Consider the following 19,721-nt stretch of genomic DNA (forward strand, 5'->3'; position numbering starts at 1 on the left):
GATTTCGTATTTAGAGGAAGGTTCACCACGTGGGTCGAGGCGGCGACGAACGCGAGAATGGGTCTGACGTGTCAGCCGGCACGGGCCCGGTGTCCCGCCACGGGAACGGCGGTGCCGTGGGTGCTGCCCGGCACCTTGGCCCGCTGCGCGGAATGCCGTTGTGGCTCAAGGCCGTCACCGGCGTGGTGGCACTTGTCCTCGTGGCCGGGATCGCCTTTGCCGGATTCTGGTTTTTCCGGCTCCAAAGCAACATCTCCAAGGCGCCGCTGAATGCCGGCGGTGAAAGCACTGAAACCCCGGGGAACGATGCCACGGGCCGGCTGCAAATCCTGATTCTGGGTTCGGACACGCGCGACGGCAGAAACTCGGATTACGGAAGCGCTGACGATTCCACTGGCTACGGCAAGTCGGACGTGATGATGCTGATGGACATCTCAGAGGACAACAAGCGCGTCAACGTCATCAGTTTTCCCCGCGACCTGCTGGTGGACATTCCCGATTGCAAGGACAGGAAGACCAACAAGGACTATCCGGCCCGCACCGGCGTCATGATCAATGAGGCCATGAGCGAGGCGGGCATCGGCTGCGCTGTGGACACGGTCAACAAGCTCACCGGCATGCAGGTGGACCACTTCATGATGGCCGACTTCAACGCCGTAAAGGAACTTTCCAATGCCGTGGGCGGAGTGGACGTCTGCATCAGCGACGCCGTTTACGATCCCGACTCCCGGTTGCGGCTCCCTGCAGGAACATCTTCCGTGCAGGGAGAAATGGCGCTTGCCTTCCTTCGTACCCGGCACGCCTTTGCCGACGGCGGCGACCTGGGCCGCATCAGGGCCCAGCAGGGTTTCCTCTCGTCGCTGACGCGCAAGATCAAGGACGAGGGAACCTTGTCCGATCCGGCGAAGATGTTGAAGATCGCCGATGTCGTGACCCAGAACCTGACGGTTGATGACGGGCTGGCTTCGGTTCCCTCCTTGCTGACCATCGGCAACCGGCTCAAGGACATCGACATCAGCAAGGTTGCGTTTGTGGCGGTGCCCACCACGCCGGCGCCCCTCGATCCCAACCGGCTGGTCATCGCTGAACCTGCGGGCGCCCAGCTCTTTTCGGCGTTGCGGAAGGACGTGGACCTGACCGACCCCACCGCGCCCACCACGCCGTCACCCGGTGAGACGGCATCGCCGTCTGCGGCCCCCACTGAAACGGCCCCCTCGGTGCCGCCCTACAACAAAGCCGTCCAGCCCGTGACCGTGGCCAACGGGAGCGGGGTCACCGGCCGGGCCCAGGAGATTGTCCAGGCGTTGGTTGCGGGCGGGTTCACCCAGACCGGCCAGTTCCTCGCACAGCCCATCGCCAAGACGGCGGTCTACTACGGCAACGGCTTCGAAGATGTGGCAGCCGATGTCGCCGCGCTGCTGGGGATTCCTGCCACCCTGATGATTCCGGCTCCCGCTGTATCCGGCGTTCAGGTCTATATCGGCAGCGACTTCACCACCGGCACTGTCTACGGTGCAGGGGGCGGGGCTGCTCCGGCTTTGCCCCAGGACATTGTCAACCAGACCGCAGGGGACAAGGTCTGCCAGCAGGCCAATCCCGAACTGATCGTCCGCAAGTAGCATCGTCCGTTGGCAGCGGGTTTCCGTGTTGTGTCGGTTATGACTGCCCACCAAAGGGAATGGGCCCCGCCGGCAACGGCGGGACCCATTCACTATCCGGCTACCAGATGCTCACTCGCTCGGTGGCGGGCATCCACATGCCGTCCTCCTCGCTGACGCCGAACGCGTCATGGAACGAGTCCAGGTTCTTCGCGATGGCGTTGGTCCGGAACTCGTTGGGGGAGTGGGGATCGGTGGCCAGCCGCCGGATGGCCTCTTCCTGCCGGATGACCTGGCGCCAGCCCGCAGCCCAGGAAGCAAAGAAGCGCTGCTGCCCGGTCAGCCCGTCCAGGACCTCCGGTTCCTTGCCGTCCAGGCTGATCTGGTAGGCCTTGTAAGCGATGGTCAGGCCCGCCAGGTCCCCGATGTTTTCGCCCAGCGTGAGGCGGCCGTTGACGTGGTGTCCGGGCGCGGCGTCAGGCGAGAGCGCATCGAACTGGGCCACGAGCCGCGCCGTCAGCGCCTCGAAGGCCTGCCGGTCCTGGTCCGTCCACCAGTTCCGGAGGGTTCCGCCGCCGTCGAACTGTGAACCCTGGTCATCGAAGCCGTGGCCAATCTCGTGGCCGATGACGGCACCGATGCCGCCGTAGTTGACGGCGTCATCTGCATCGGCGGTAAAGAACGGCGGCTGCAGGATGGCCGCGGGAAACACGATCTCGTTCATCATCGGGTGGTAGTAGGCGTTGACCGTCTGCGGCGTCATCAGCCACTTGTTCCGGTCCACCGGCTTGCCCACCTCGTCGAGGTGCCTGTCGACGTCGGCGTTGTGTGCGCGCTCAACGTTGCCCAGGAGATCGTCGGGGTCGATCTCCACGGCTGAGTAGTCAATCCACTCGTCCGGGTAGCCGATTTTGGCCCGGAAGGCCTCAAGCTTCCGGAGCGCCTCCGCTTTGGTGTCCCCTCCCATCCACCCCACGTCATTGATGCTGCGGCGGTAGGCCTCGATCAGGTTGGCCACCAGAGTCTGCATCCGCGCTTTGTGGGATTCGGGGAAGTGGCGTGCCACGTAGATCTGTCCCACAGCTTCGCCGAGGCCGGCCTCCACCACCGCCACGCCGCGCTTCCACCGGTCCTTGTTACGCGGCGTGCCGCTGATGGTGGTGCCGTAGAAGGCAAAGTTGGCGTCCACAAACTCTGAAGACAGGTAAGGCGCGGCCGCGCTGATGACGCGCATGGCCAGCCACTCCTGCCAGGTGGCCACCGGGACCTCGTCCAGGAGCCCGGCCGCGCCGGAAAAGAAGTCAGGGGTGCTTACCACGATTTCCGCACGCTTGTCGGCGTCGATCCCCGCAGCTTCGAACCAGGTGGCCAGGAGGGGGAAGAGCGCGGTGGCCTCATCCGCCGTCTTTAGGTTGTACGTCTTTTGAGGATCCCGGAGGGTGACATTGTCCCAGTGGTGTGACGCGAGCTTTGTCTCCAACTGGACAACCCGCGCGGCGGCATCATGGGGATCGGGTATCCCTGCCAGTTCAAACATCTTTTCCACGTGCGCCGTATAGGCCGCAACAATGGGCGCAAACTTCCCATCCCGGTAGTAGGACTCGTCCGGCAGGCCCAGGCCGCCCTGCCCGGTGTAGAGAAGGACCCGGTCAGGATTCCCCGCATCGGGGGCAGGGTAGATGTAAAAGAGCCCGCCAACGTCCGCACGGAACAACCGCCCCGCCAGTGCAATGAGCTCCGACGCCGAGCCGGTGGCGAAAACTTCGGCGAGCCGCCCGCGGACAGGCTCCAGGCCCTTGCCTTCAACGGCTGCTTCGTCCATGAAGCTGTTGTACAGGCCGCCGATTTTCCGTTCGATCCCGCTGGCGTCCGCGCCTTTGGCCGCAGCCTCCTCGATGATGTCCCGGACAGCGATCTCGGACCCATCGCGAAGAGCGGTGAAGGTTCCCTCCAGTGGCCGGTCGTCGGGAATCTCGGTGGCTTTCAGCCAGGCGCCGTTGACGTGCTGGTAAAGGTCATCCTGCGGCCGGACTGTGTGATCAATGGTGGACAGATCGATCCCCGAAATGGGCACTGCAACTCCTTTTGCCTGGACGCCTGTACCCCGTTAAACACCGGGGGCGTCTGCATGCTGGACTTTACGGACGGTAGTGCCCTTTCATCTTACGCACCCGTGTTAGGCTCAAAGTGTGCGTGCAGAGCTCCTTCTCCTTAGCTGCCGCGGCGAGGCCACAGACGCTATCTAGCGCACGGCCCACCCTCGCTGCGGAGTTTGTGTTGCCCGGCCACCCTTTCACTGAAGATCGATAGAAAAGGCCACGAACGTCATGCGTAACGCACAAAAGCCCTCAGGAATGCCTGCCCACCGGTATACGCCCTTCCAGGACCAGATCAAGGTGGAGCTGCCGGACCGCACCTGGCCGGACAAGGTCATCACCAAGGCCCCGCGGTGGTGCGCGGTTGACCTGCGCGACGGCAACCAGGCCCTGATCGACCCCATGAGCCCGGCCCGCAAGATGAAGATGTTCGACCTGCTGGTCCGGATGGGCTACAAGGAAATCGAGGTTGGGTTTCCGTCCGCCTCCCAAACAGACTTCGACTTCGTCCGCCAGCTCATCGAGGGCAACCACATCCCGGACGACGTCACCATCCAGGTACTGACCCAGGCACGGGAACACCTGATTGAACGGACTTATGAGTCCCTGGTCGGTGCCAAGCAGGCCATCGTCCACCTCTACAACTCCACGTCCGTACTGCAGCGGCGCGTGGTCTTCAACCAGGACGAAGACGGCATCCTGGACATCGCACTGCAGGGCGCCCGCCTGTGCAAAAAGTACGAGGAAACGCTCGCGGACACACATGTGACCTACGAATACTCGCCCGAATCCTTCACGGGTACGGAGCTCGAGTACGCCGTCCGGGTGTGCAACGCCGTTGCCGATGTATTCGAGGCCTCCGCGGACCGCCAGGTGATTATCAACCTCCCCGCCACGGTGGAAATGGCCACACCGAACGTCTACGCCGACTCCATTGAGTGGATGAGCCGGCACCTGCACCCGCGCGAGGGCATCATCCTGTCCCTGCACCCGCACAATGACCGTGGAACCGGCGTGGCCGCCGCCGAGCTGGGCTACATGGCCGGCGCCGACCGCATCGAGGGCTGCCTCTTTGGCAACGGCGAACGTACCGGAAACGTGGACCTGGTCACCCTGGGCCTGAACCTGTTCGTCCAGGGCATCGATCCCATGATCGACTTCTCCAACATCGACGACGTCCGCCGGACCGTCGAGTACTGCAACCAGCTGCCGGTCCCGGAGCGTTCGCCCTACGGCGGCGACCTGGTGTTCACCGCTTTCTCCGGCTCCCACCAGGACGCCATCAAGAAGGGCTTCGAAGCGCTGGAGCGGGATGCTGCCGCGGCCGGGAAGCCGGTGGACGACTTCACCTGGCAGGTGCCGTACCTGCCCGTTGACCCCAAGGACCTGGGCCGCAGCTACGAGGCCGTGATCCGGGTGAACTCCCAGTCCGGCAAGGGCGGCGTGGCCTACCTGTTGAAGAACGAGCACAGCCTGGATCTGCCGCGCCGTGCGCAGATCGAGTTCTCGGGCGTCATCCAGCGCCGCACCGACACCGTGGGCGGGGAGGTCAGCGGGGTGCAGCTCTGGCAGGCCTTCAAGGACGAGTACCTGCCGTCCGGCCAGGCCGATGGGCAGTGGGGGCGCTACTCGCTGGGCGCCGTCAAGACTGAAACAGATGCCGACGGCGGCATGACGCTTCACGCCTCGCTCACCGTCGACGGCGCCCAGGTCAGCCGCACCGGCACCGGCAACGGTCCCATTGCGGCCCTGCTGAACATCCTCCACGAGGACGGCGTGGACGTCCGCGTGCTGGACTACAGCGAGCACGCGCTGTCCGAAGGCGGGAACGCCATGGCTGCAGCCTACGTTGAGTGCGCCGTGGGGGAGCGGGTGCTGTGGGGGGTCGGCATTGATGCCAACACCAGCATGTCGTCCCTCAAAGCCGTAATTTCAGCGGTCAACCGCGCCATCAGGGACGCGCAGGCCTGATACCCGCAGGTGGTGCCTCCGGTTCGATCCGGAGGCACCACCGTGGCCCGGCGGCGTGCTGGCGGCCAGGATGGGAAGATAGAACGTGGTCCAACAGTCTTTCGCCTCCCGGGCGTACCGGGACGACGCCGTGGTGCTCCGTACCCACAAGCTGGGCGAGGCGGACAGGATCATCACCCTCCTGACAAAACACCACGGGCAGGTCCGCGCCGTCGCCAAGGGGGTGCGCCGCACGAGCAGCCGTTTCGGTGCCCGGCTTGAACCCTTCATGGTGGCGGACCTGCAGTTGGTGTCCGGCCGGACGCTGGACATCGTCACGCAGGCCGTCGCGAAGGGTGCATATGGCGGAAGCATCGCCGCCGATTATGGCAGGTACACAGTTGCTGCCGCCATGACCGAGACGGCGGAGAAACTCACGGATGTCGACGGCGAGGCCGGCACTGCGCAGTACAACCTGCTGGTGGGTGCCCTCGCTGCGCTGAGCCGCGACGAACATGCCGCCGGCCTCATTCTGGACTCCTATCTTCTGCGCGCCCTTGCCACCGGCGGGTGGGCTCCCAGTTTCACCGACTGCTCCCGCTGCGGCATGCCGGGACCGCACACGGCGTTCTCCGCACCCCTGGGCGGCATGGTTTGTGCACAGTGCCGGCCGCCCGGGTCCCCTGCCCCGGCGCCGGAAACCGTTACGCTGCTGGCAGCGCTGCTGACCGGGGACTGGACGACGGCGGACGCTTCCTTGGCGCAGCACCGCAAGGAAGCAGCGGGCCTGGTGGCCGCGTACCTGCAGTGGCACCTGGAACGAGTACTGAAATCCCTCAAACATGTGGAGCGTAGCTGACAGTGGCCCTGGGAAAAAAGAACAACGCAACGCGCAGGCGCACCCATCCCGTGGTGGCACCCTACCCGCATCCGTCCGGCGCGGTGGCACCATCCATCCCGGCTGAATTCATTCCCCGGCACGTGGCTATCGTCATGGACGGCAACGGCCGCTGGGCCAACCAGCGTGGCCTCCCGCGGATCGAGGGGCACAAGGCGGGGGAGCCGGCGCTGCTCGATGTCATGGCAGGTGCCATTGAACTGGGAATCGAGTACGTCAGCGTCTACGCGTTCTCCACCGAGAACTGGCGCAGGTCGCCCGAGGAAGTCCGCTTCCTCATGGGATTTAACAAGGATGTGCTGCGAAGGCAGCGGAACCAGCTGGATGATTGGGGAGTGCGGGTCCGCTGGGCTGGGCGCCGCCCCCGGCTGTGGGGATCGGTCATCCGTGAGCTGGAGGAGGCCGAGGAGTTCACGGCGGGCAACAGCACCTGTAATTTGACCATGTGTGTTAATTACGGCGGCCGGGCTGAGATCACGGACGCCGTCTCCGCGATCGCCGCCGATGTTGCGGCAGGCAGGCTCAAGCCCGGCGCCATTACCGAGCGGACCATCCAGAAGTACCTCGATGAGCCCGACCTGCCAGACGTGGACCTCTTCCTGCGCAGCTCAGGCGAGCAGAGGCTGTCCAACTTCCTGCTCTGGCAGTCCGCCTACGCGGAGTTCGTTTTCATGGATACGCTCTGGCCGGACGTGGACCGGCGTACCCTCTGGGCCGCCGTCGAGGAATATGCCCGGCGGGACCGCCGTTACGGCGGCGCCGTGGATGCCGCCGGGGCCGGCTCTCCGGTAGCACCCCAGGCGGACTAGCCTCATCCATACGCCCGCAGCCACCGGGCCAGCCGGACATAGGCGTCGGCCCGGACTGGTTCGGGTGAGAGGAAAACGTCGTGCAGGGCGCCGTCGATCCGCTCCACGGTCACCGTGCGGCCCAGCGTGAGCGCCCGGGCGCTGATGGTATTGACGTCCAGGACCGCATCGGTGCGGCGCATTTCCTCGGACCAGAGAAGCCCGTTCGCGCTGCCCTTGGAGACCAGGACCAAAACGGGCGCCTCGATCTCCAAGCCCCGGGCCACCCTCGCCTGCCCGGCCAGCACGGCCCTCAGCCAGCCTGCCCGCACCGGGAAGGCCAGGCGGGGCCGGTAGCGCTCATCAAGCGGCCACTCGCCGTCGGCAGCACTGCTGATGGTCCGCCAGTAGTGGCCACGCTCCGGCAGCCGGAGCACGGCCTGGGGCCGGATACGGGCCACGGGGCGCACCATGCCGGACGCGGCGCGCCGGACCAGCGAGCTCCCGTGCATTTCCAGCCACGGGCTGTTGAGGATCAGCAGTGAAACAGCCTCGGGATGGCGGCTGGTCCACAGGGCCGCAACCAGGCCGCCGGTGGAGTGGCCCATCAGGGCCAAGGGCCCGGGCGCGCCTTCATCCCGGATGATGCGGCATGCTTCTTCGATTTCGGCGTCGTAGGCGGCGAGGTCGGCCACATATCCACCCGGGGATTCCGGACGCAGGCTCCGGCCGTGGTTGTGCATGTCCAAGGCGTAGAAGTCGTAACCGGCCGAAGCCCAGAACTGCGCCAGGTCCATGTTGAAGAAGTAATCACTCCAGCCGTGCAGGAAGAGCGCGGCCCGGCGGCGGCCGCCTGCAGCATCCGGGTCCGCGGACGGGCGGAGCCGCACCAGGGTTGCGGTCCGTTCGACCCCGTCTGGTCCGGCGGCCGCGAAGGAGTGGGACTCGAAGTCCCCGCCCAGGATGTCCTGCTGCCACTGCATGCCCTCATGCTAAACCGGCAGGCCGGGGCTGCGCCCGTCCGTCGGCTGCGTCCCGGTTTTGGTGTAGCGCCCCGGGAGACGGGAAACTGGAGGCATGCGCGTTTATCCCACTTTCTTCAGGCTGGCCTTTTCATGGATGGACGCCGAGCGCGCCCACAAGATCGGATTCAAGGGGATCCGGCTCGCGCATGCTTCCGGTGCCGGGAGAGTCCTGCGGAAACTGACGGCTCCGGCGCCGTCACTCCAGACCACCGCCTTTGGCGTCACCTTTCCGTCCCCATTCGGCCTGGCTGCCGGCTTCGACAAGGAAGGGCACGGCATCGAGGCCCTCACCGAGCTTGGGTTTGGGCACATCGAAGTAGGCACCATCACCGGCCAGGCGCAGCCCGGCAATGAAAAGCCGCGGCTGTTCCGCCTGGTCCAGGACCGGGCGGTGATCAACCGGATGGGATTCAACAACGACGGCGCGTCCGCCGTCGCGCCCCGGCTGAAGGCAGCGCGCGCCGCACTTCAGCGCCGCTACCCGGCAGTTCGTCCGGTCATCGGCGTCAACATCGGCAAAACCAAGGTGGTGGAGCTGGCCGACGCCGTGGACGACTACCTGGTCAGCGCCCGCAGCCTGGCACCTGCCGCCGACTATTTGGTGGTGAATGTCAGTTCCCCCAACACCCCAGGGCTGCGGCTGCTCCAGGATGTGGAAACCCTGCGCCCGCTCCTGACCGCCGTGGGTCAGGAAGCCGACCGCGCCGCCGGACGGCATGTGCCCCTGCTCGTAAAGATCGCACCGGACCTCAGCGACGAGGACATCGACGACGTCGCACGCCTCGCCCTGGACCTGGAACTCGACGGCATCATTGCCACCAACACCACCATCGCCCGGTCAGGACTGTCCTCCCCGGCAGAAGAGGTGGCCAAATGCGGCGCGGGCGGCCTGTCCGGCGCTCCGCTGAAACAGCGTTCACTCGAGGTGTTGAAGCGGCTCAAGAGCGCAACGGGTGACGCCCTGACCCTGGTGGCAGTTGGCGGCGTGGAATCGGCCCGGGACGTACAGGAAAGGCTCGACGCCGGCGCGACCCTTGTGCAGGGCTACACCGCTTTCCTGTACGAGGGACCGTTCTGGGCGGCACGGATCAACAAGCAGTTGGCAAAAAACCGCCGCTCCTGAGCAGCCGGGCGGGCTTGGAGCCTCCACGACGAGCGGACCTGTTAAACACGGAAACCCCGGCGGTACATCGCCGGGGTTTCCGTGTTTCGGTCAATGCCTGGTCAGGCAGGATACTGTCCGCGCTGGACCTGGGGCTTGGGAAGCCGCAGTTTCCGGAACTGTAGGGACCGCATGGAGCCGTACCAAACAGTGCCGCGCTCCACCTCGCCGAACTTTTCCGCCAGGCGCTTGCGGAGCTTGCGGGAGAGAATGAAGACGTCCACGAAGACTGCCAGGAACATGACCCAGAAGGCTCCCAGGACGTAGATCATCATGTCGCTGGACGCCGGAACCACCAGGGACACCAGCACGAAGACCAGCGCACCGAACATCAGGTACTCGCCAACGTTGAAACGCGCGTCCACGAAGTCGCGGGCAAACCGTTTCTGCGGACCCTTGTCACGCAGCGGCAGGAACTTCTCGTCACCCGTGTCCAGGGCCCGGCGCATCTTCAGCCGCTGGTCCTGGATGGCCTGGCGTTCCGCAGCCTTGGACGCCTTGCGGTCCTCGGGCACCAGCGGGCGCTTGCGGGCAGCTTCCTGGGCCTTCCGGCTGGGGGTCGGCGCGCCCTTGCCCACCGCGCTGTTCTGCCGCGCGGCCGCTTCTGCTGCCTGCTGGTCTATTGTTTGCTGCGCCGAGGGCGCTTCTTTTCTACGTCCGAACACCTGAACAGAATACCTTGCAGCAGGCAGCCCGTTGCCTGCTGCGGCGTCCGGCATGGCCGGGAGCAGAATGTGACGGGGGTAATGTTTTGGCCATGACTTCATCACCGGCGGCCACCCCGCACAGCATCACCAACGCATCAGGACCAGGCCCTGAGGTTACCGGCAGGACGGAAGATCTTCGTTCGGCGGTAGACCGCTCCTTCGACCAGACCCTGGCGCGGCTCAAGGAGCTCGTTGCCATCCCGGGCATCGCGTGGCCCAGCTTTGAGCGCAAGCCGCTTGATCGCAGTGCGGAGGCCGTCGCCGAGCTCCTGCGGGGAGCGGGGCTTAATGAAGTGCAGGTGCTTTCAGTCAACAAGGGTGACGGCACGCCGGGCGGCCCGGCCGTCGTCGCCCGCCGTCCTGCAGCAGAAGGCCAACCAACCGTCCTGCTGTACGCGCACCATGACGTCCAGCCGGTAGGCGACGAGTCCCTGTGGGAAACACAGCCCTTCACCGCCGTCGAAAAAGATGGCCGCCTGTATGGGCGGGGCGCCGCTGATGACAAAGCCGGCATCATGGCGCACGTTGCTGCCTACGCAGCTGTCTCAGAAGTCCTTGCCGGCTCCCTGGGGCTTGGCGTGACCTTCTTCATCGAGGGGGAGGAAGAGGCCGGCTCGCCCACGTTCCGGGCGTTCCTGGAGGCGAACCGCGAATTGCTGCGGGCCGACGTCATAGTTGTCGCCGACTCCAGCAACTGGAAAGTGGGAGTACCTGCCCTGACCACCAGCCTGCGCGGGCTGGTGGACGGCACTATTGAGGTGCAGGTCCTTGACCATGCAGTGCATTCCGGAATGTACGGCGGCCCGGTCCTGGACGCGCCCACCCTTCTGTCGCGCCTGATTGCCACCCTTCACGACGAGGACGGCAACGTGGCCATCCAGGGCCTCGTATCCAGCGATGCGGCCGCGGTGGACATGCCGGAGGCGGATTACCGGGCCGATGCATCCGTGCTTGAGGGCGTCCGCCTGGCCGGTACGGGAAGCATCGCCTCGCGGCTGTGGACCAAACCGGCATTATCGATCATCGGCTTCGATGCCCCCGCCGTGGACGTGGCATCGAACACCCTCCTTCCGCGCGCGCGGGCCAAGTTCAGCTTGCGGCTGGCGCCGGGGCAGGTGCCGGCCGAAGCCATGGAAGCGGTTCGCCGGCACGTCGAGGCCAACGCGCCATTTGGTGCGAAGGTTGTCTTCACCCCGGGGGAGGCAGGCAACCCTTTCCGTACCGACACCTCCTCCGCGGCAGCAACGGTGGCCATGTGGGCCCTGGGGGAGGCCTGGGGAGTTCCTGCCGTGGAAACCGGAATCGGCGGTTCCATCCCTTTCATTGCCGACCTGACGGAGCTGTATCCCCAAGCGCAGATCCTGGTGACGGGCGTGGAGGACCCCGATTCGCGGGCGCACAGCGCCAACGAGTCCCTGCACATCGGTGACTTCCGCAACGCCATCCTGGCCGAGGCCCTCATGCTGGCGAGGCTGAACAGTGAGGGCCTTTCCGCCAAGGAGTGAGGGCCTTCCACCTCGCAGCCCGCACGCCCGGCTTCCAGGGAACAACCGGCGTGCTTTGACGGTTACGCCAGGAGTTAGAGCTACAGGACTGCCGCGCGTAGCATGTAGCTATAGCCCATACCGTATTTGTAGGGGCAGGCGCCGTTACGGCGACGCCGCCAGACCGTCCTAAGAAGGTAGGCCAATGAGCACTGCAACCAACGAAAACAGCACCGCCGCCACCAGCGTGGCAAGCGACGAACTGCCCGTTCACGAGGTCAACCTGACCGATGTCGCTGCAGGCAAGGTACGCAGCCTCCTCGAGCAGGAAGGCCGGACGGACCTGCGCCTGCGCGTAGCCGTGCAGCCAGGTGGATGCTCAGGGCTGATCTACCAGCTCTACTTCGACGAACGGCTCCTTGATGGTGATGCCGTCCGCGACTATGACGGCGTCGAGGTCGTAGTCGACAAGATGAGCGTCCCGTACCTGAGCGGTGCCAGCATCGACTTCGAAGACACTATCTCGAAGCAGGGCTTCACCATCGACAATCCGAACGCCGGCGGCTCCTGCGCCTGCGGCGATTCATTCCACTAAGCCGGTTATTTCGCCTGATGTCCGCGCCGGGCTTCCTGCCGTCCAAAACGGTACGGGGGCTCGGCGCCGACATGTGGGCGAAACGCCCGGCGGAGCGGTAAGCTCTACACCGAGTAGTAAAACTTTTTTGTGCCCGAGCGCCAATGGCTGCCCGGACAACAGCAACAAGTAGGAAGGGCCGTCTGTGAGTTCGCAGAACCGAACCGGCAGCCGACGCAAAACGATCACCACGATCTCAAGCTTGGCTATTGCCGGCGCGTTGGTTTTGACCGGATGTTCGCCAGAGGTAGAGAAAGGGTGGATGCCCACTGAACGTGGCACCACCAGCAACACCGACCGCATCATGGACCTCTGGGTCAACTCATGGATTGCTGCGCTCGTGGTGGGCACCATTACCTGGGGCCTGATCATCTGGTGCCTGGTCGCCTACCGCCGCCGCAAGGGCACCGTCGGCTTCCCGCGGCAGACCAGCTTCAACCTTCCCCTGGAAGTCTTCTACCTCACCATCCCGATCTTCATGGTGCTGGTGTTCTTCTACTTCACCGACCGCGACCAGCAGGCGATCGATGACCGTTCGCAGCCGGCCGACGTCGTAGTGGACGTCCGCGGCAAGCAGTGGGCCTGGGACTTCAACTACAAGTCCGGCGACGTCATCCAGGAAGATGTCCACGAAGCCGGCGTCCAGGCCCACCTCACCGGCAACACCATCGACAAGGAACAGCTTCCCACCCTGTATTTGCCGGTGAACAAGTCTGTTGACCTTGAGCTCAACGCCCGCGATGTCATCCACTCCTTCTGGGTTCCCGCCTTCCTGCAGAAGCGCGACATGATTCCCGGCAAGACCAACTACATCCGGTTCACGCCCACTAAAGAGGGCACCTACGACGGCAAGTGTGCCGAACTCTGCGGCGAGTACCATTCCGAAATGCTGTTCCGCGTCAAGGTGGTGTCGGAATCCGAATTCCAGGCCCACATGGACCAGCTCAAGGCTGAAGGCAACACCGGCCTGCTCGGCGTGGAGTACGACCGCAACCCGAACCTGAACGAAACCAAGTAAGGGGAGACGTGGCTACGTACACCCAATCCGCACCCACGGGAGTCCTGACGGCTCCCGTGGTACCAAAATCCAAGGGGCGCATCGTCGTCAACTGGATCACCTCCACCGACCACAAGACCATCGGGTACATGTACCTGATCGCGTCCTTCGTGTTCTTTTGCCTCGGTGGCGTCATGGCGCTGTTGATCCGCGCCGAGCTGTTCGAGCCCGGCATGCAGATCCTGCAGACGAAAGAGCAGTACAACCAGCTGTTCACCATGCACGGCACCGTCATGCTGCTGATGTTCGCCACCCCGCTGTTCGCCGGGTTCGCCAACGTGATCATGCCGCTGCAGATCGGCGCGCCCGATGTGGCGTTCCCGCGGCTGAACGCGCTGGCGTTCTGGTTCTTCCTGTTCGGCTCCACCATCGCGGTGTCCGGGTTCATCACCCCGCAGGGTGCTGCCTCGTTCGGCTGGTTCGCTTACGCGCCGCTGTCCAACACCACCTTCACCCCGGGCATCGGCGGTGACCTGTGGGTCTTCGGCCTGGCGCTGTCCGGCTTCGGCACCATTCTCGGTGCGGTCAACTTCATCACCACCATCATCTGCATGCGCGCCCCGGGCATGACCATGTGGCGGATGCCCATTTTCACCTGGAACACGCTGATCACCGCCATCCTGGTGCTCATGGCGTTCCCCCCGCTGGCGGCCGCCCTGTTCGCCCTGGGCGCGGACCGGAAGTTCGGTGCGCACATCTTTGATCCGGAGAACGGCGGCGCCGTCCTCTGGCAGCACCTGTTCTGGTTCTTCGGCCACCCCGAGGTGTACATCATCGCGCTGCCGTTCTTCGGCATCGTCTCGGAGATCTTCCCGGTCTTCAGTCGCAAGCCGATCTTCGGCTACAAGGGCCTGGTCTACGCCACCATCGCCATTGCAGCCCTGTCGGTGACGGTGTGGGCGCACCACATGTACGTCACGGGCGCCGTCCTGCTGCCGTTCTTCTCGTTTATGACCATGCTCATCGCGGTGCCCACCGGCGTTAAGTTCTTCAACTGGATCGGCACCATGTGGCGCGGCTCGCTGACCTTCGAGACGCCCATGCTGTGGAGCATCGGCTTCCTGATCACGTTCCTCTTCGGCGGCCTCACCGGCATCATTCTGGCTTCGCCGCCGCTGGACTTCCACGTTTCGGACTCCTACTTCGTGGTGGCTCACTTCCACTACGTGGTATTCGGCACCGTGGTGTTCGCCATGTTCGCGGGCTTCTACTTCTGGTGGCCCAAGTGGACCGGCAAGATGCTCAACGAACGCCTGGGCAAGATCCACTTCTGGCTTCTGTTCCTGGGCTTCCACGGCACCTTCCTGATCCAGCACTGGCTCGGCGTCGAGGGCATGCCCCGCCGCTACGCCGACTACCTGGTGGAGGACAACTTCACCTGGATGAACCAGTTCTCCACCGTGGCCTCGTTCGTGCTCGGTGCCTCCCTGATCCCGTTCTTCTGGAACGTCTACATCACCTGGCGCAATGGTGAAAATGTCCAGGTTGATGATCCGTGGGGCTTTGGTGCTTCGCTGGAGTGGGCCACGTCCTGCCCGCCGCCGCGCCACAACTTCACCTCGTTGCCCCGGATCCGTTCGGAGCGCCCCGCCCTGGACCTGCACCACCCGGAACTCCGCCAGGTCCACACCGCTGAGTCGCCGGCTCCCGCAGCAGGGCTCCTCGGCAACGCCGACCAGAAGGACACCGCACAGTGAAAATCGAATCCTGGATCTTTGGCTCTGGAGTCTTCTTCTTCGTCCCCGTCGCTCTGGTCTACGGTTTCCTGACCAACTGGGGTGAGTGGGTCGGAATCCTGGGCATCCTGCTCGTCGGCGGCCTCGCCGGCATGATCGGCGCCTACCTCGGTTTCACCGGCAAGCGGGTCGGCCTTCGTCCCGAGGACCGCAGCGACGCCGAAATCCACGAAGGTGCCGGCGAACAGGGGCACTTTAGCCCCTGGAGCTGGTGGCCCCTGGTTCTGGGCATCGCCTGCGCCACGGGCTTCCTGGGCCTGGCCGTTGGCATGTGGATCACTTTCATCGCAGGTGGCATCGCTGTCGTAGCCCTTGTGGGTTGGGTGTACGAGTACAGCCGCGGTGATCACGCGCACTAAGCAAGCAAAAGCATAACGACGTCGGGCCCCACCAATCTGGTGGGGCCCGACGTCGTTATGTGCTTTCCTGGGCCCGCCTAGGCGGGTCCCTGCGACTCCAAAAGGTCCCGGAGCTGCCGGAGGGCGTCCTCCGCTTTCTCGCGACCCAAGACGCCTTCCACGGCGTTTTCACTGATGGACAGTTCCACTTCGCAGCCCTGGGGGAAGTCAGCGGTCATTACCTGGAGCAGGGAACGCGCGTCCACCCTGCCGTCGTCGGCCTTGTTGATGCTGACCGGCAGCCCCGTGTCCGTGACGGCCCGGACGAATACCGCGGCAGATCGTGCGTGCAGGCCCGCCGGCGCTGCCACCACGGCCTTCATTGTTGGCAAAAGGGACTCCCTTTTTCGAACGACGGCCCCCTCCGTCAGCTGGCAGATTTCCTGACCAAATATAGCCGCCTGCGGGGGTGCGGCGCGAAAGAGTGCCGCGGTCGGGGAACTGGTCTAGACCGTCCTAAACTTGTCTGGTCACCCAACGGCAGGAGAACGATCATGGCAGCTGGCGCCGCCGCAATCACGGGGGAAATAGACCGCACCAGCGGAACGGCCATCTACGTCCAGTTACGCGAGATCCTCCGCGCGTATATCGCGCAGTCCTGCCCTCCGGGTTCGGCACTGCCGTCGGAACGCGACCTCGCCGAGCGCTTTGGGCTGGCAAGGATGACAGTGCGGCAGGCCATCGACGCCCTGGTGGGGGAGGAGGTCATCGAGCGGGTGGTGGGCCTGGGGACCTTCGTCCGGCGGCCGAAACTCGACCTGCAGGTAAAGCTCACGTCCTACAGCGAGGAGATGCAGCGGCGTGGCATGGTGCCCGCCGCCAAGGTGCTCAGTTTTGAACAGATTGGTGCCAGCGCTTTCCTGGCCCGTGAGTTGCAGCTGGATGAAGGCACCCCGCTGGTCCGCTTCCGCCGGTTGCTCCTGGCGGACGGGGAGCCCATGAGCGTGGACGAGAACTTCATCCCGGCGCACCGGGTCCCGGGCCTGCTCGACGGCGAGCCGCCTACTTCGCTGTACAACGTCCTCAGCGAGCAGTTCGGTCTGGTCATGGAGTGGGGAGAGGACATGATCGAGGCTACGGCGGCCTCTCCTTCCACCGCGCGCCTGCTCAACGTGGAGGTGGGGGCCCCTTTGCTGAAGATCCAGCGGCACGCGTTTGTGGCGCGGGCAATGGTCGACTACTCGGTGTCCTACTACCGCGCCGACCGGTACAAGCTGTGGGTGCCGCTGCAGAGGCCGGGGGCCAGAAGGGCCCGGAACCACTAGGCGCTTCGCTTCCGCGAGTACCGCAGGGACGTAGGAAAGGCCTAGCGCAACAAAACAGGAAAGGCCCGATCCGTAGTGGATCGGGCCTTTCCCGTTCGAAAGTAAAGCCTAGTGCGTCAGGCTCTTGCTTCCCTCTGCCGCTTCAACGGCCTCGTGGCCGTGGCCGTGTGCCGACTCAAGCTCAGCAGGCGTGGCGGGAGCGACGCGGTCCTCGAAGAACCAGCGGGAAAGGAACGCGCGGCGCTTTTCCTTGCGGGTCACGACGCCGTGCTCGTTGGGTACGGCCGGAAGGACCTGGGGCGACTCGAAGCCAACCAGCTTGTAGCGCTTGTACTCATCCAGCGGCGCGTGAACCTCGATGAATTCACCGTGGGGGAGCCGGACGATGCGGCCCGTTTCCCGGCCATGCAGGGCAATCTCGCGGTCCTTGCGCTGCAGTGCAAGGGCGACGCGCTTGGTGACCACGAAGGCGATAACCGGGCCGATGAAGAACAGTGCGCGCAGCCAGTAGGTGACGTCATTCAGGGAGACACCGAAGTGGGTTGCGATGAGGTCGGAACCGGCAGCGGCCCACATGACGCAGTACCAGACGAACCCTGCCATGCCGATGGCGGTCCGGGTGGGGGCGTTCCTCGGGCGGTCCAGGACGTGGTGCTCACGGTCGTCCTTGGTCACCCAACGCTCGATCCACGGGTAGGCAAACATCACGGTGAACAGGATTCCCGCCGGCACCAGGGCCGGCAGCAGGACGTTGAACGTGAAGACGTATCCGAAGAAGACCTGCTCCACGTGCCAGTTGCCGAGCGTGCCCGGCATCAATCGCAGCGCGCCGTCAACAAAGCCGATGTACCAGTCAGGCTGCGTGCCTGCCGACACAGGGGAGGGGTCGTAGGGACCGTAGTTCCAGATCGGGTTGATGGTGAAGAACGCGGCCATCAACGCGATTACGCCGAACACAATGAAGAAGAATCCACCGGCCTTGGCTGCGTAGACAGGACCGAGGGGGTAGCCGACAACGTTGTTGTCGTTGCGTCCCGGGCCGGGGTACTGCGTGTGCTTGTGGACGACGACCATGAACAGGTGCGCCACGATCATCAGCAGGATCAATGCCGGTACCAGCAGGATGTGCAGCATGTACAGGCGGCTGATGATGGCAGTACCGGGGAATTCCCCACCGAACAGGAAGAAGGAGATGTAGGTTCCGACAACCGGGATCGACTTGATGACGCCGTCGATGATGCGCAGGCCGTTACCGGACAGCAGGTCATCGGGTAGCGAGTAGCCGGTGAAGCCGGCAGCCATGGCCAGGATCAGCAGGACGCAGCCCACAACCCAGTTCATTTCACGCGGGCGCCGGAACGCACCGGTGAAGAAGACCCTCAACATGTGGACCGCGATGGAAGCCACGAACAGCAGGGCTGCCCAGTGGTGCACCTGGCGCATGAAGAGTCCGCCGCGGATGTCGAAGGAGATGTTCAGCGAGGAGCTGTACGCCACCGACATCTCCACGCCCTTCAGGGGAACGTAGCCGCCGTCGTAGTGGGTCTCCGCCATGGAGGGATCGAAGAAGAACGTCAGGAAGGTGCCCGAGAGCAGCAGGATGACGAAGGAGTACAGCGCCACTTCACCGAACATGAACGACCAGTGGTCCGGGAAGACCTTGCGGCCGAACTCACGGAGGATCCCCGACCCGCCAACACGTGAGTCGACGAAGTCGGTGATCCTGCCTGTCTTGGTTTTGGCGACGAAAGCCGGCTCAGCTGTTGACGCTGCGCTCATGCGAATCACGCTCCCAGTAACTTGGTCCTACGGGTTCATGGAAGTCGCTGGTAGCGACCAGGTAGCCCTCGTCATCAACTGCGATGGGCAGCTGGGGGAGAGGACGGCTGGCGGGGCCGAAGATCACCTTGCACTCTTGCGTGAGGTCAAAGGTGGACTGATGGCACGGGCACAGCAGGTGGTGCGTCTGCTGCTCGTACAGAGCAACGGGGCAGCCAACGTGGGTGCAGATCTTCGAGTAGGCAACGATGCCGTTGTAGCCCCACTCTTCGCGGCCCTCGGACGGGTTCAGCGACGCAGGATCAAGACGCATGAGCAGCACAACGGCTTTTGCCTTCTCGTTGAGCTTGCCCTCCTCGAGTTCGTTCAGCCCTTCCGGGATGACGTGGAAGGCCGAACCGATGGTGACGTCCGAAGCCTTGATGGGGGTTCCGTCAGGGTCACGGGTCAGGCGCTTGCGCTTGCCGTCCTGCGGGGCCCACATGGTGTGTGCGAGCTTGTCGTCCGGGCGGGGTCCGAGGTCACCGAAGATGGCGACGGCGGGAAGCGGCGCAAGCGCAACGGCACCGAGCAGGGTGTTGCGGATCAGTGGACGGCGCTTGATGCCGGTCTCTTCCACGATGTCGTCGACGATGCGGACAGCAGCCTGCCGGTCCTCTTCGTAACGGATCGCGTGGCGTTCTTCGGAGACTTCGTGATCGGGCATCAAGGCCTTGGCCCAGTGGACGATGCCGGTACCGATACCCAGCATGGCGAAGGCAGTGCCCACGCCGAGCAGGGCGTTCTGGAGCCGGATGGTGGCAATGCTGGAATCATCACCCAGATCAATGGCGAAGTACGCCACCAGGAAAATCAGGGTCCCAACAACAGAAATGCCAAATAGTAAGGCGACCTGCCGTTCTGCCCGCTTTGCGGCCTTCGGGTCCGTGTCAGCCAGGCGCAAACGATGCGGGGGAATTCCAGGATCCTGGAACTTCTCCACCTCATTCTGACCAGCCGTAGCTACGGTGCCCGAGTGGTTCGGACTGCCGTCACTATGGTTGCCCATAATTCGCCTCATCCTTCTCTCGTCCCGGCAGTCGCCGGGTTAGTTTCTAATTTCAAGCTGCTGACTGGGCAGCAGAAGTTGTGCTTCCCGCGTGAA

The 19,721-nt window shown here is 64.4% G+C and carries 17 protein-coding genes; 11 read left to right on the plus strand and 6 right to left on the minus strand.

Translation table 11 applies throughout. The annotated features are described in order from the left end of the window. Positions 1–29 precede the first annotated feature (29 nt). On the plus strand, positions 30–1,619 hold the full coding sequence (locus tag QFZ57_RS14605; protein ID WP_373461253.1) for an LCP family protein: 1,590 nt from the start codon (positions 30–32) through the stop codon (positions 1,617–1,619). Between the two features lie 100 nt (positions 1,620–1,719). Here QFZ57_RS14605 and QFZ57_RS14610 read toward each other — a convergent pair whose 3' ends face one another. Then, the gene (locus tag QFZ57_RS14610; protein ID WP_306900726.1) at positions 1,720–3,672 is read right to left on the minus strand and encodes a M13 family metallopeptidase; all 1,953 of its coding nucleotides are present in this window, start codon (positions 3,670–3,672) and stop codon (positions 1,720–1,722) included. A 253-nt stretch (positions 3,673–3,925) separates the two neighbouring features. Here QFZ57_RS14610 and leuA point away from each other — a divergent pair, with 253 nt between their 5' ends. The 3 genes from leuA (at position 3,926) to QFZ57_RS14625 (ending at position 7,351) form a co-directional block, all read left to right on the plus strand. Beyond that, on the plus strand, positions 3,926–5,665 hold the full coding sequence (gene leuA / locus QFZ57_RS14615) for a 2-isopropylmalate synthase (RefSeq protein WP_306900727.1): 1,740 nt from the start codon (positions 3,926–3,928) through the stop codon (positions 5,663–5,665). 85 nt (positions 5,666–5,750) lie between these two features. Continuing rightward, entirely contained in the window at positions 5,751–6,503 is a 753-nt protein-coding gene (gene recO, locus QFZ57_RS14620) for a DNA repair protein RecO (RefSeq protein WP_306631080.1), read from the plus strand. 2 nt (positions 6,504–6,505) lie between these two features. Then, on the plus strand, positions 6,506–7,351 hold the full coding sequence (locus QFZ57_RS14625; RefSeq protein WP_306900728.1) for an isoprenyl transferase: 846 nt from the start codon (positions 6,506–6,508) through the stop codon (positions 7,349–7,351). Between the two features lie 2 nt (positions 7,352–7,353). On the opposite strand, the gene QFZ57_RS14630 is transcribed toward QFZ57_RS14625, so the two are convergent. Then, a complete protein-coding gene (locus QFZ57_RS14630) occupies positions 7,354–8,313 on the minus strand; it encodes an alpha/beta hydrolase (RefSeq protein WP_306631082.1) in 960 nt (319 codons plus the stop codon). Positions 8,314–8,407: 94 nt separating this feature from the next. On the opposite strand from QFZ57_RS14630, the gene QFZ57_RS14635 reads away from it, so the two are divergent. Then, entirely contained in the window at positions 8,408–9,478 is a 1,071-nt protein-coding gene (locus QFZ57_RS14635; protein WP_306631083.1) for a quinone-dependent dihydroorotate dehydrogenase, read from the plus strand. Between the two features lie 101 nt (positions 9,479–9,579). On the opposite strand, the gene QFZ57_RS14640 is transcribed toward QFZ57_RS14635, so the two are convergent. Then, the gene (locus QFZ57_RS14640) at positions 9,580–10,182 is read right to left on the minus strand and encodes a DUF3043 domain-containing protein (RefSeq protein ID WP_306631084.1); all 603 of its coding nucleotides are present in this window, start codon (positions 10,180–10,182) and stop codon (positions 9,580–9,582) included. A 92-nt stretch (positions 10,183–10,274) separates the two neighbouring features. Between QFZ57_RS14640 and QFZ57_RS14645 the strand changes: the two genes are divergently transcribed. The 5 genes from QFZ57_RS14645 to QFZ57_RS14665 all read left to right on the plus strand — a co-directional run bounded on the left by QFZ57_RS14645 (position 10,275) and on the right by QFZ57_RS14665 (position 15,494). Then, positions 10,275–11,729, plus strand: coding sequence for a dipeptidase (locus tag QFZ57_RS14645; protein WP_306900729.1), 1,455 nt, complete (start codon positions 10,275–10,277; stop codon positions 11,727–11,729). A 184-nt stretch (positions 11,730–11,913) separates the two neighbouring features. Next, entirely contained in the window at positions 11,914–12,303 is a 390-nt protein-coding gene (locus tag QFZ57_RS14650) for a HesB/IscA family protein (protein WP_056336786.1), read from the plus strand. Positions 12,304–12,487: 184 nt separating this feature from the next. Beyond that, positions 12,488–13,360 (plus strand): aa3-type cytochrome oxidase subunit II, encoded by an 873-nt coding sequence (gene ctaC / locus QFZ57_RS14655; RefSeq protein ID WP_306631086.1) that lies wholly within the window; start codon positions 12,488–12,490, stop codon positions 13,358–13,360. Positions 13,361–13,368: 8 nt separating this feature from the next. Beyond that, positions 13,369–15,096: an aa3-type cytochrome oxidase subunit I gene (gene ctaD, locus QFZ57_RS14660; protein WP_306631087.1), complete on the plus strand. Its 1,728-nt coding sequence runs from the start codon at positions 13,369–13,371 to the stop codon at positions 15,094–15,096. Further along, a complete protein-coding gene (locus QFZ57_RS14665) occupies positions 15,093–15,494 on the plus strand; it encodes a cytochrome c oxidase subunit 4 (protein WP_306631088.1) in 402 nt (133 codons plus the stop codon). The genes ctaD and QFZ57_RS14665 overlap by 4 nt, the downstream gene beginning before the upstream one ends. A 77-nt stretch (positions 15,495–15,571) precedes the next feature. On the opposite strand, the gene QFZ57_RS14670 is transcribed toward QFZ57_RS14665, so the two are convergent. Then, entirely contained in the window at positions 15,572–15,865 is a 294-nt protein-coding gene (locus tag QFZ57_RS14670) for an HPr family phosphocarrier protein (protein ID WP_306631089.1), read from the minus strand. 162 nt (positions 15,866–16,027) lie between these two features. Here QFZ57_RS14670 and QFZ57_RS14675 point away from each other — a divergent pair, with 162 nt between their 5' ends. Continuing rightward, positions 16,028–16,798, plus strand: a complete 771-nt coding sequence (locus QFZ57_RS14675) for a GntR family transcriptional regulator (protein ID WP_306631090.1) — start codon at positions 16,028–16,030, stop codon at positions 16,796–16,798. A 108-nt stretch (positions 16,799–16,906) separates the two neighbouring features. On the opposite strand, the gene qcrB is transcribed toward QFZ57_RS14675, so the two are convergent. Together qcrB and qcrA are read right to left on the minus strand one after the other, a co-directional pair. Continuing rightward, on the minus strand, positions 16,907–18,577 hold the full coding sequence (gene qcrB / locus QFZ57_RS14680; protein WP_306900730.1) for a cytochrome bc1 complex cytochrome b subunit: 1,671 nt from the start codon (positions 18,575–18,577) through the stop codon (positions 16,907–16,909). Then, the gene (gene qcrA, locus QFZ57_RS14685; protein ID WP_306631092.1) at positions 18,555–19,625 is read right to left on the minus strand and encodes a cytochrome bc1 complex Rieske iron-sulfur subunit; all 1,071 of its coding nucleotides are present in this window, start codon (positions 19,623–19,625) and stop codon (positions 18,555–18,557) included. The genes qcrB and qcrA overlap by 23 nt, the downstream gene beginning before the upstream one ends. Between the last annotated feature and the right edge of the window lie 96 nt (positions 19,626–19,721).

The organism is Arthrobacter sp. B1I2 (assembly GCF_030816485.1).
Taxonomy (GTDB): Bacteria; Actinomycetota; Actinomycetes; order Actinomycetales; family Micrococcaceae; genus Arthrobacter.

Excerpts from the sequence above, each read along its gene's own strand:
- leuA (WP_306900727.1), top strand. The coding sequence starts at position 3,926 with ATGCGTAACGCACAAAAGCCCTCAGGAATGCCTGCCCACCGGTATACG.
- QFZ57_RS14630 (WP_306631082.1), bottom strand. The coding sequence starts at position 8,313 with ATGCAGTGGCAGCAGGACATCCTGGGCGGGGACTTCGAGTCCCACTCC.
- QFZ57_RS14635 (WP_306631083.1), top strand. The coding sequence starts at position 8,408 with ATGCGCGTTTATCCCACTTTCTTCAGGCTGGCCTTTTCATGGATGGAC.
- QFZ57_RS14645 (WP_306900729.1), top strand. The coding sequence starts at position 10,275 with ATGACTTCATCACCGGCGGCCACCCCGCACAGCATCACCAACGCATCA.
- QFZ57_RS14650 (WP_056336786.1), top strand. The coding sequence starts at position 11,914 with ATGAGCACTGCAACCAACGAAAACAGCACCGCCGCCACCAGCGTGGCA.
- QFZ57_RS14675 (WP_306631090.1), top strand. The coding sequence starts at position 16,028 with ATGGCAGCTGGCGCCGCCGCAATCACGGGGGAAATAGACCGCACCAGC.
- qcrB (WP_306900730.1), bottom strand. The coding sequence starts at position 18,577 with ATGAGCGCAGCGTCAACAGCTGAGCCGGCTTTCGTCGCCAAAACCAAG.
- qcrA (WP_306631092.1), bottom strand. The coding sequence starts at position 19,625 with ATGGGCAACCATAGTGACGGCAGTCCGAACCACTCGGGCACCGTAGCT.